Raw genomic sequence first — 10,068 nt, forward strand, 5'->3', positions numbered from 1 at the left:
ACCAGCGCTATCGATGAGTGAGAACAATATATAGGTAGCGACTAGTTTCTACGACCAAATTCTTGGATCAAATTCTCGCTTTTGTCGGCGGCATCACCACCTTAGTAGCCAGTCCAACTGACTTCAGACCTTTAATCAGCCACCAGGTCATATCGATTTCCCACGGCTTCAGCCCGGCCTTAGCCATTTTTGGAAACGCATGGTGGTTGTTGTGCCAGCCTTCACCATAGGTGAGCAGCGCTACCCACCAAAGATTACGAGAGTTGTCGTCGCTCTCGAAATTGCGATACCCCCACAGGTGATTGGCAGAGTTGATCAGCCAAGTGCAGTGCCACAGCAAAACAGCGCGGACGAACACACCGTAGATGACGAATGACCAGCCGCCAATAGCGTACAGAGAAAGTGCAAGAGGGACTTGCAAAACCAAGAAGTACTTATCGAGAAACGCATAGTAGCGATCGCGAGCGATATCAGGCGCGTACTGAGCGTACACTTTACGGTCAAAAACTTCGGGCTTTAAATAAAACATCCACTCCATATGACTCCACCAAAACCCTCTAGCAGAGGAGTACGGGTCTTTTTCTGTATGCTCGGTGAAAGCATGATGCTGGCGGTGTCCGGCTACCCAAAACGTAGGACCACCTTGCAAAGCCAGCGCGCCGATAGTCGCGATAGTATACTCCAGCCACTGGGGTACGCGAAAGCTGCGATGGCTGAGCAAGCGGTGATAGCCAAGGCAAATGCCGACGCTGCCAAAAAGCCAGTGGAGTGCGATCACAATACCCAGCGCCGACCAAGAGAAAAACCAAGGAGCAAGCAGTGCGACCATGTGGATTGCGGCAAAAAAGCCAACACTCGCCCAGCTAATGCTGTGTGCAGTGGGTTCAGCCGCAGAGTGCAACTGGCCTCGGAGCTGTTTAGGTAGGTTACCAGTCGTCATAATTGTCCCAAACACGCTAGGGTGTCTGCAAGTGGGGCTTACATTTATTAGATTAGTTCCTTTCTCGATAAATTGCAAGTATCGCTTACATATATCGAGAAGCAGGTGATTGAGTAATCTCTATGAACATTGCTATGGGCTGCTTTATAGCAACTGGGCGACGCTAATAAATGCCCTAACCGATTAATATTAAATTGACTAACCTGCGAACAAATGGCTGAAAAACGACTGTCTAGCCGAGAGAGAATCGTCAAATCTGCGCTGGAACTGTTTGCCCAACAGGGAACTACAGCCACGACCACCAAAGAAATCGCCGAGCGAGCGGGTGTCAACGAAGTAACGCTGTTCAGACAGTTCGGTAGCAAGCAGGGCTTGCTTTTATCGGTACTAAAAGAAGCGCCTGTGTTGGAGAAAATGCAAGCGGCACTCTCAGAAGTTGTCGGTGCAAACCAGCCGCTAACGGCCTATGGCGAGACGATTCTAGAGCTACTGACCCAGGCCCCAGAACTGGTGCGATCGCTAATTGGTGAGTCAGGTCAATCTCCAATCGAGAATCGTCAGGCGCTAGGCCAGGTGCTACAGCAAGCCAACCTACAGGCCGTGGGCTATCTACGCAGTGCCCAGGTGAGATGGCCAGGGATGTCTGTCGAGGCGATCGCCACCTTACTCAATACGCTGGTCATTGGTCACATTGTTCTGGCAGCTAGCAGCGGTGGTCTCTGGCAAAATCAGCAGGATTTTTTGACGATGCTAAATGAGCTGTTTCGTCAGCAGCATCTACAGGAAGAGTCTATACATGGCCAGAGCGAAGTCAGCAGCCCGCTTACCGTCCAGCCCCACGAGGCCGTCATTGATTTACCGGCTGAGGTCGTGCGATCGCTCTTTCAAACTGCTAAAAAGCAAGGCCCGCAGGAATACGCCCTAGTGTACGTACTCTTCGGCGCGGGGATAACCTTAGAAGAAGCTGCCGCGCTGACCTCTCCTTGCGTCTTTGCTAGCAAGAGTCAGCATCTACTGACGATAGCTGGCAGCAACGCTAGCGCCATTCAGCGACAGGTACCCGTCAACCGCTGGATCATGGGAAATCGCTACGGCACCTATCTCAAAAATCCGTTAACTCAGTGGCTTAAAACGCAGTCAGACGAACAGACAGCAGTATTCGTTTTAGCCGATGGCAAAGCGCTAGAAACCGAAGGATTATTGGCTTTGTGGGATGCGATCGCTGCTGGCACAACCATGAGCGCAGGCAGTCCGGCAACGCCTTTTCAAGCCCGTCAAACCTGGTGTATCGAACTGCTGATGAAGGGCATGAGCCTAGAGAACCTAAGCATCCTATCTGGAATGAGCCTAATAGAACTAGAGCCCTACGCTCGTCGAGCAAAAGAGAAAGCAGCTTTAGAGCAGGCTTTGGCAATCGATCAGAAGAAGACTTAGAGATGTGCTCTTACCAATAGAGTCTTACCTCAGCGCCGAATCGGGATAGGGCATAAAAGTCATCATACTCAGCAAAATGACCAGACCCGCTGCGAACAGCATCAAAGTGCCCCAGGCGGTTTGGTTTTCTCTAATCTGCCGTCCGATGGAAGTCAGGATATTCGAGAGCATCATTTTCACCACAGAGTTTTGACGCCTTTAAATCTATCGAAAAGTTATGAGGAAATATTGAAGAGAACTGATCGCTTTTATTTAGTCTTCCTTCAGCCTAGCTAGCTACCGCTCACGGCTGCGACAAAAATTGCTCGGCTCTCAGCGTGAGGTCTGGAAAAGCCATCGACATAACTGGCTCTTGACCGCGCAGCCGGACAACCTCATATTCACCCTCCACTAACGTGCAGACGCTCAGCGTTGGCTGCTTGGGTTTACCAATATGACGAACGCCCCCTAGTCCAGCATAGTCAACAATCCAATACTGGGGAATCTGCATAGATTCGTAAGCAGCGAGCTTGAGTTCATAATCATCTTGCCAATTGCTAGAAACCACTTCAATCGCTAGCTTGACGGACGATCCGTTTTCGACAGTAGATGCCTTATCCCACAAAGGCTCCGTCGCAATTGCCGCTCTATCTAGAACAACAACGTCTGGTTCATAGCCTGTACTATCGCTTACCTTCACGACACATTCGCGTGGAATAAGATAGGGTAACGTTGCCGCATCGATAGCATAGTTGAGCTGTTTCGCAATATATCCAGCTATTTCAGAATGCTTTCCTCTAGGTTTTGGCACCTTAAAAATGACTCCACGACGTAGCTCATAGCGATACTCAGAATTTTCGGGATACCAGTCTATGAACTGTTCAAAGCTGACAGGTTTGGGTAGAGGCGCTATTGGGACAGGGCGAGCAGTGCTTTCAACAGCGGCAGTCATAAGCGCAATCTCGTAGGCTCAACGCTACAATTCTACTCGACTACGAGCTACTCGACTGCGAACTCCTGATCGGCGAATTCCTCAGGGATGATGCTTGGCTAAAAATCGGTCCAGGCGATTGGCAAAGTTAGCTTTATCTTTGTTGTTTAAAGGTGGGGGACCGCCGCCTACGGGTTCTGCTCCACCTCTGAAAGATTCCAGGAGATTTCGTACAGAGAGGCGATCGCCAATATTACGGGCGGTATACTCGTCGCCCCTAGGCGTGAAGACGTAGCCTCCTTTTTCTAGCACTTTCGCAGCCAGTGGAATATCTGCGGTAATCACCAAATCCTCAGCTTTCAATAGTTCTACAATCTTGTTGTCAGCGCCGTCGAAGCCGGCTGGCACGACAAGCATCTCTACATAGGCAGGCACTTGCACAGGATGATTGGCTACTAGCGTCAGTGGGCAGTTTGTCCGTTTTGCTGCTCGAAAAATAATCTCTTTGATGGCATTAGGGCAGGCGTCTGCATCCACCCACATCTGTACGGATTGCTTTTGTCCAGGATCGTTTTCCATCACTCTGCTGACGCTGGTCTAACGTCGATACTCCGTAAGTTTGCTAGGGTTTAGTCCTTTTGCGATGACGCTTCAATCAAGATTGGTCGGTTTCACTCAGGTGTTCACTCACCAGATTGCTTACGCTTTCAGGCAGCTATGCCTTTTTACCTTTTTTTACCTAAGTAAACTACCACTATGCTGTTGCCTTCTCTGTTGAGCGTTACCGCAGCCAAAGTCTCTCGAATCGGATCTTGGGCCAGATCAGCAAGTACTATTCGGTGGTGCCGAGGGTTGGCAGCTAGCGCGCTAATACTAGGAGTAGCCTCAGGTAATATGAGCCTCGGCGTGAGTCAAAGCGCGATCGCGGCCCCCTCTATCTCAGCCACAGCTCAATCCAAAAGAACCTTCGATCAGCTGATGAACGTCGGCTACGCTGCCTCTCGTCAAGGCGATCTCAACACGGCTCTGATCAACTTTCGCCGTGCGCTAGCCCTGCGCCCCGGTAATCCCTACGCCGCCGCCGCCGTCGATAACATGGACTACTACATACAGCACGCTCGCTACGCTGCTCGCCAGCAGACGATCACCCAGTTAGAAACTCGGCTAGTCAACGCCATTAATCAAAAAGACTGGGTCTGTGCCGCCACGACATTAGACGAACTGACGATGTACACCAAACCTAACTCACTCAATAGAGAGCGCCTCATTGGTCATCGCGGGGAAGTCGCTGGCTATCTAGATGCCAGATTAGATTACGAAAGCTGGTCTACGGTCTGTACAGCTCAGCGGCCCGTTTATTAAAAGATTCGTTTTAGCAGACTTGGTTCTAGTCAGAGCGGTTCATCACCTACAAACCGCTCTATTACCTGATAGACCAAATTAGTTTTATTAATTGCAAGTACATTTACATTTTGTTACATTGAGGCTGTTAACATAACTTTACAGTCCTACCACTAATACTTCTAACAGCCTCGGCTTGTTGAAATGTTGGTGTCGGATGTGGCAGATGGGATGAATGCTTGTCAGCTAGGTGCGATCGCACTTTCTAAAAGATACACAGCAGGCGATCGCAATTTTGAGCGAATTGACCTGAAAGATCATCACTTAGTTGCATTTCAGCTATCGAGCGCGCAGCTTTGCTGGGCCGATCTGACCAGCGCTGATCTGACTGGTAGCTGTCTGGATCACACAGATCTGACTGGCGCTATGATGTGGCGCACTCAGCTTAGCCACGCTCGCTTGCTGTGGGCGAATCTACATCAGGCGGTCATGGTGCGCTGTAAAGCGGAGGGCGCTAACTTTACAGGTGCGAATCTGCACCGGGTCGATTTGCGGCTGGCCAGTTTGAGCGGTGCCTGTTTGGCAGGTACAGACCTGCGAGGAGCCAAACTCTGCTACAGCGATCTAAGTAGCGCAGACCTGACAGGCGCAGACCTGACAGGCGCAGACCTGACGGGCGCAGATCTCACAGGAGCCTGTATCAAAGCGGTCTGCTGGCGAGCGGCTGTTTTACCCAAAGAATCCTTGGACTCGACCATAGCAGCCGAGCTGAAGCAGGCAGTCGATGAGATCGGCACCTATCCAGAACGCAAGTCGCTGACGGCTGTTTAACTCACTATTTCAAATTGCCCTCCAAGATGTGAAGCCGCTCGAAATGACTACTTTCAAGCTACTCGTCATTGAACGAACTTCAAGCAAGCTGAGCGGACTTCAAACAAGTTGAAATCTGTAAACTATGATCTGCTTCACTCATCTGCTGCGTCTGAGCTAGAACTATCTAAGGTCTCAGCATTATTAGTCTCTTGGGAGTCACCCTCTGCGCCTGGTTCTTCAGCGCCATTGTCTTCTGAAGGTGGCGCTGATTCTTCTTCATCAGGGGCTACGGGCGGTGCTGTTCTCACATTGTCGACGGCTAGCGCTAGCTGGTAGGAAATGGCTTCACTAGAGCGATTCACCACGACGACTTCGTAGTAGCCAGATTGATCGACTCGGCCCGACCAAGTTGTTTGCTCAGAGTCAGCAAAAACGAACGGGGTTTCTTCGGTGGGGAGCGGTAAGTATAGAGAAAGCAGGGTGCTATCGGCGGGCGCACTCAGGTTTAGGCGCAGTTGCTGCCTAGCGGTGAGCTGAAGCGTATAAACTTTGCCTTCACCCGGCGCAAGGCTGTCGCTGAGGTCTTGACGAAATGTACCCGGCTCAAATTCGACATTCTCGCTGCGTTCACCAGAGACGATCGCATCGACAGTGTCATTCGCGATCGCATAGTAAACCTGACCAATTGGCGAATCCAGAAAATCATCGTTCGCAAACGCTGGAAATAGCGCAAAGAACTTCGTATCTGTGAGGTCATACAAAGACCTAGAGCCGACATTCACCCGGTTGACTCGCTCCTGCCAACGGGTGCGATCGCCCTGATCATATTCTCCTAGCGCTGATAAACTTTGCCGGCTCACCTGACCTTCTAGGCGATCTAAGAGATCTAGAGCAATATTATCCCACCGAATTCTTAGCGGCTCATCTTCTGGCGCTTGCGAAAGCGCTTGACGTCCACCGTCGGGGCCACTCGTCAGCAGATCGGGATACTCTCGATAGAAAAGCTGATCTACCAGGCGGGTAAAGGTATTGTTACCAATACCCAATGCTTCGTGGCGATCGCGAATTTCTTGCTTGCGAGCCTGCTCCTCCTCAGAAAGGGCTCCTCGGTCAGAATCATTAATCTCCGTTGGAGCCGTACCGATTGTGGTAGGTGAGGGAGCCCTCGCTATCCGCATCCAGGCAAATAGCATGATCGTACCTAGCAGGCCAAGGACTGTCAGCAGGGCAATTAAAGGCGCACGTGAGCCCGGATTAAGAATGCCGTTACCGGTTCGAGCGGGCGCAGGTGCTGAGGGCACGTAGGTACTCGATTCATCAGCCGTAGTTTCATAGCCCTGTTGTGCTGCCGCCGCGTAGGTGTTGGCGTCATAGTCCGTGTGAGTGGGCTGAGGTCGATCGACACTACCCATCTGAGCCACGGGTACCAGCGGGCTGTCATCATAGTTGATCGGTTCATCATTGACCGGGTTAGTCGTCGCTAGGCTCCCTGGTGGATAGATAGAATCTTGATTGGCGACGCTTTCTCCAGCGACAGCATGATTAGCTGAGTGCTGGATGGCGGCGAGTACGGCGGCGGCTGTAGGAAATCTATCGACCGGATTAGCAGACAGCATTTTCTTGAGTATCTGTCCGATGTGGGGACTTAGTTTGTCAATGCCGGCCCAATTGTCTAAATGCGTATCGTGTAGTACCTGTGGCTGCTGTCCGGTCAATAGCACCAGCAGCGTTACGGCTAAAGCGTACAAATCACTAGTCGCATCAGCCTCGCCCGAGTCGAATTGCTCTTGTGGTACATACCCCATTTTTCCGATTCGCGTTGGGGCTAAGCTATTTTGACTCGAAGCCTGATCGATAGAAAGCTGAGTGCGAACGGCGGCGGCAATCTCTTTGACACTGCCAAAATCAATCAGGACAGGGAGACCGTCAGTCTGGCGCAGCATGAGGTTATCCGGTGAGATATCACGGTGAATTAGGCCATGCCCATGAATATAGGAAAGCACAGGCAGCAGCTGATAGAGAAGCTGAGTGACCTCGGTTTCGCTGAAAGTAGCATTGACTTTCAAGCGCTCCTTCAACAGATCTTGGTAAGTACGGCCCTCCACGTAATCTTGAACTAGGAACAGGCGACCCCCAGTTTCGCCCTCTACTTTTAGCAGTTGGCGAAACTCAGGAATTTGCTCGTGCTTGAGCTGATAGAGAACATTGGCTTCACGCTCAAATAGCTCCTTTGCCTTATCGAGGGTGCCGCTGTCTTGCACCTGGGGGACGAATTCTTTGACCACACAGCGCTCTCCATAGCGGTGGTGATCTTCAGCCAGGTAAGTTTGACCAAAGCCACCTTCGCCTAGCTTTCTGACGACACTGTAGCGATCGCCTAGTGGTGGTGATGCTGAGCTGGTTCTATCGCCTGCGTTCATGCTGGTTGCTCCCTTATCAAGCGCCGTCGGAGTCCTAAAGACAGTTCATTCCTAATACATTGTCTCTAGATCTTTCAGAGTATAGACTCTAGTGACCCTAGACTAGCGAGTTATGCCCAACTCTACGATTGCGACTAACCTGGCTAGGTAAATGCCGATAGTCTGCCACCGATAGTCTGCCATCGATAGCCTGTGCTGTTTATTTTCAGCGTCCTTGAAGACGTATAATACAAACGCGAAGGGGAGTAGCTGTCGGATAATCCGATCCTGTTGAGTCAACATACTGGTGATGAGCCTGGTTCAGCAGATGATATAGCCTCTGTTCTATTCATTAGCGAGACCTTCACCGAGTTCACAGATGACGTGAGCTTGGTGGAGTCTTGTCTATTCTGGTACTTCATCAAGCTTTCGTCAGATACCGCCACCTATCTGAGGAGTTTGAAATGTTGACCGCTTTTACAGCGAGTTTGCTATTAATCACAGTTTCTGAGCTGGGCGATAAAACCTTTTTTATCGCTGCCATCTTAGCGATGCGCCACGCTCGTCGATGGGTGTTTGTTGGCGCTGTTTTAGCGCTAGCGCTGATGACGCTACTGTCAGTATTGGTCGGGCAGGCCGCTGCGTTTTTGCCCGACCCAGTATTGAAAGGCGCTGAAGTTTGTTTGTTTTTGTTCTTTGGGCTAAAGCTGCTATATCAGGCAAGTCAAATGCCTGCGGTCAGACAGCATACCGAAGCGCAGGCAGCGGCTGAAGTTGTCGAAAAGGCAGAACAAACGCAAACCCAACCCCAAAAGGGAACGACTGCTCTAGCGATCGTTGTGGAAGCGTTGAGCCTAGTATTTGTAGCCGAGTGGGGCGATCGCACTCAAATTGCCACCATCGCGCTCGCTGCTGCTAATCCTCCCGCCGGGGTGATTTTAGGCGCGGTGCTAGGTCATAGTATCTGCGCGGCGATCGCGGTCATTTGCGGTCGCTGGGTCTGTGGTTGGCTCTCAGAGCGCACCTTGATCGGACTAGGTGGCGGACTGTTTCTTTTGTTTGCCATCCTAGAACTCAGCACTGTCTCTGTAGGCTGAGGACGGTGAAGCGGCGATCGCCATAGGTACGGTGAACTTAATATCGCTTCTTACGTCATCTCATAGAGTGGGTTGTTATGTTTTGATATAGACGAAGTAGAGGAGATAGAATATGGCTTCTGAGGACTCTCGCAGCTTCAGTCCGTGGAGACTAGACTCATGGAAAGATAGAGGTGTTAACTTAGCTATTCAACAAGGTAAGCGTGCTGCTCAAAAACGATATACGAGATTCTGGCACTTTGTTGATCTCTTGGCGTACCACTTTCACCGCTACTACCAAAACTCTAATTACGATTTTGAAACCAATGGAGAACTTAGAGCCATACAAGTCTTGAGTAAGTTTGACCTAAACTGTATCTTCGATGTAGGCGCTAACGTAGGAGAGTGGTCTTGCCTAGCCCGTCAGCATTGCCCTGATGCACAGATACATGCTTTTGAGATAGCCGATCCAACCTTTCAACAGCTAAGCGACAATATTGGTGATGCACCTAATACTGTTATCAATAACTGCGGGCTGGCCGATGTGCCTGGCATCATTCCTTTGCACTTTGTAGAGAAAGACAGCGTACTATCTTCAGCAGTCAAGGTTATCTTTGAAGAGAACTCGCAGACTATAGACGCGAGTGTAGCTACAGGAGACGACTATTTAGAGAACAATCATCTTGATAGCATAGACCTATTGAAGATTGATACAGAAGGGATGGATGGTAAAGTGTTGCAAGGGTTTTCCAAGACACTCAAGACGGGCAAGATTCGCTTCATTCAATTTGAGTACGGTATCCATAATATCTATGCTAACTTTCTGCTAAAAGATTTCTATGCCTTACTAGAAGCCCACGGCTATCAGCTAGGCAAGATATATCCTAGATACGTCGATTTTCACGATTACTCATGGTACTACGAGGACTTCATTGGCCCTAATTATTTAGCTGTTCTAGCGCATGAAACAGACGCTATCAAAGCTCTAGAAAATCCCAGCTTTAGATGACTGTCTACAAGGCGATAGTTATTACTCTGGCGGACAAACAGAATACAGCCGCTAGCGCTACTCACTGCCAACCCACCCCGCCCGTTGGGCACCCCTCCGGTGGAGGGGATCTACTTCAGGCTTATGCATTTTGTTGCCGAGGTAAT

At 50.3% G+C, this 10,068-nt stretch carries 11 protein-coding genes; 5 read left to right on the top strand and 6 right to left on the bottom strand.

Annotated features, from left to right (window positions below; genetic code table 11):
- Nucleotides 1-67: 67 nt before the first annotated feature.
- Complete coding sequence (locus IQ256_RS02505; protein ID WP_370623329.1) at nucleotides 68-940, bottom strand: acyl-CoA desaturase; 873 nt, start codon at nucleotides 938-940, stop codon at nucleotides 68-70.
- Between the two features lie 213 nt (nucleotides 941-1,153).
- Between IQ256_RS02505 and IQ256_RS02510 the strand changes: the two genes are divergently transcribed.
- Nucleotides 1,154-2,374 (top strand): TetR/AcrR family transcriptional regulator, encoded by a 1,221-nt coding sequence (locus tag IQ256_RS02510; RefSeq protein ID WP_193853932.1) that lies wholly within the window; start codon nucleotides 1,154-1,156, stop codon nucleotides 2,372-2,374.
- Nucleotides 2,375-2,398: 24 nt separating this feature from the next.
- Here IQ256_RS02510 and IQ256_RS02515 read toward each other — a convergent pair whose 3' ends face one another.
- From IQ256_RS02515 to IQ256_RS02525, 3 genes are all read right to left on the bottom strand, one after another.
- Nucleotides 2,399-2,545 carry a hypothetical protein gene (locus IQ256_RS02515; RefSeq protein ID WP_228024503.1) on the bottom strand — a complete coding sequence of 49 codons (147 nt, stop codon included), beginning with the start codon at nucleotides 2,543-2,545 and terminating at the stop codon, nucleotides 2,399-2,401.
- 112 nt (nucleotides 2,546-2,657) lie between these two features.
- Nucleotides 2,658-3,305, bottom strand: a complete 648-nt coding sequence (locus tag IQ256_RS02520) for a Uma2 family endonuclease (protein ID WP_193853936.1) — start codon at nucleotides 3,303-3,305, stop codon at nucleotides 2,658-2,660.
- Nucleotides 3,306-3,386: 81 nt separating this feature from the next.
- Entirely contained in the window at nucleotides 3,387-3,863 is a 477-nt protein-coding gene (locus IQ256_RS02525) for a YaiI/YqxD family protein (RefSeq protein WP_193853938.1), read from the bottom strand.
- A gap of 177 nt (nucleotides 3,864-4,040) precedes the next feature.
- On the opposite strand from IQ256_RS02525, the gene IQ256_RS02530 reads away from it, so the two are divergent.
- Together IQ256_RS02530 and IQ256_RS02535 are read left to right on the top strand one after the other, a co-directional pair.
- Nucleotides 4,041-4,646, top strand: coding sequence for a hypothetical protein (locus IQ256_RS02530; protein WP_193853940.1), 606 nt, complete (start codon nucleotides 4,041-4,043; stop codon nucleotides 4,644-4,646).
- A 183-nt stretch (nucleotides 4,647-4,829) separates the two neighbouring features.
- Nucleotides 4,830-5,456, top strand: coding sequence for a pentapeptide repeat-containing protein (locus tag IQ256_RS02535; RefSeq protein WP_193853941.1), 627 nt, complete (start codon nucleotides 4,830-4,832; stop codon nucleotides 5,454-5,456).
- A gap of 134 nt (nucleotides 5,457-5,590) precedes the next feature.
- Here the strand turns inward: IQ256_RS02535 and IQ256_RS02540 are convergent, their stop codons facing one another.
- The gene (locus tag IQ256_RS02540) at nucleotides 5,591-7,858 is read right to left on the bottom strand and encodes a serine/threonine-protein kinase (protein WP_193853943.1); all 2,268 of its coding nucleotides are present in this window, start codon (nucleotides 7,856-7,858) and stop codon (nucleotides 5,591-5,593) included.
- A gap of 102 nt (nucleotides 7,859-7,960) precedes the next feature.
- The gene (locus IQ256_RS02545) at nucleotides 7,961-8,140 is read right to left on the bottom strand and encodes a hypothetical protein (RefSeq protein WP_193853945.1); all 180 of its coding nucleotides are present in this window, start codon (nucleotides 8,138-8,140) and stop codon (nucleotides 7,961-7,963) included.
- 161 nt (nucleotides 8,141-8,301) lie between these two features.
- Between IQ256_RS02545 and IQ256_RS02550 the strand changes: the two genes are divergently transcribed.
- Both IQ256_RS02550 and IQ256_RS02555 read left to right on the top strand, forming a co-directional pair.
- Nucleotides 8,302-8,934: a TMEM165/GDT1 family protein gene (locus IQ256_RS02550; protein WP_193853947.1), complete on the top strand. Its 633-nt coding sequence runs from the start codon at nucleotides 8,302-8,304 to the stop codon at nucleotides 8,932-8,934.
- 112 nt (nucleotides 8,935-9,046) lie between these two features.
- Nucleotides 9,047-9,922 carry an FkbM family methyltransferase gene (locus IQ256_RS02555; RefSeq protein ID WP_193853949.1) on the top strand — a complete coding sequence of 292 codons (876 nt, stop codon included), beginning with the start codon at nucleotides 9,047-9,049 and terminating at the stop codon, nucleotides 9,920-9,922.
- The last annotated feature ends 146 nt before the right edge of the window (nucleotides 9,923-10,068 follow it).

This window comes from cf. Phormidesmis sp. LEGE 11477, from assembly GCF_015207105.1.
Taxonomy (GTDB): domain Bacteria; phylum Cyanobacteriota; class Cyanobacteriia; order Phormidesmidales; family Phormidesmidaceae; genus Phormidesmis.

Excerpts from the sequence above, each read along its gene's own strand:
- IQ256_RS02535 (WP_193853941.1), top strand. The coding sequence starts at position 4,830 with ATGTTGGTGTCGGATGTGGCAGATGGGATGAATGCTTGTCAGCTAGGT.
- IQ256_RS02545 (WP_193853945.1), bottom strand. The coding sequence starts at position 8,140 with ATGTTGACTCAACAGGATCGGATTATCCGACAGCTACTCCCCTTCGCG.
- IQ256_RS02550 (WP_193853947.1), top strand. The coding sequence starts at position 8,302 with ATGTTGACCGCTTTTACAGCGAGTTTGCTATTAATCACAGTTTCTGAG.
- IQ256_RS02555 (WP_193853949.1), top strand. The coding sequence starts at position 9,047 with ATGGCTTCTGAGGACTCTCGCAGCTTCAGTCCGTGGAGACTAGACTCA.
- IQ256_RS02540 (WP_193853943.1), bottom strand. The coding sequence starts at position 7,858 with ATGAACGCAGGCGATAGAACCAGCTCAGCATCACCACCACTAGGCGAT.
- IQ256_RS02520 (WP_193853936.1), bottom strand. The coding sequence starts at position 3,305 with ATGACTGCCGCTGTTGAAAGCACTGCTCGCCCTGTCCCAATAGCGCCT.
- IQ256_RS02525 (WP_193853938.1), bottom strand. The coding sequence starts at position 3,863 with ATGGAAAACGATCCTGGACAAAAGCAATCCGTACAGATGTGGGTGGAT.
- IQ256_RS02510 (WP_193853932.1), top strand. The coding sequence starts at position 1,154 with ATGGCTGAAAAACGACTGTCTAGCCGAGAGAGAATCGTCAAATCTGCG.
- IQ256_RS02505 (WP_370623329.1), bottom strand. The coding sequence starts at position 940 with ATGACGACTGGTAACCTACCTAAACAGCTCCGAGGCCAGTTGCACTCT.
- IQ256_RS02515 (WP_228024503.1), bottom strand. The coding sequence starts at position 2,545 with ATGCTCTCGAATATCCTGACTTCCATCGGACGGCAGATTAGAGAAAAC.
- IQ256_RS02530 (WP_193853940.1), top strand. The coding sequence starts at position 4,041 with ATGCTGTTGCCTTCTCTGTTGAGCGTTACCGCAGCCAAAGTCTCTCGA.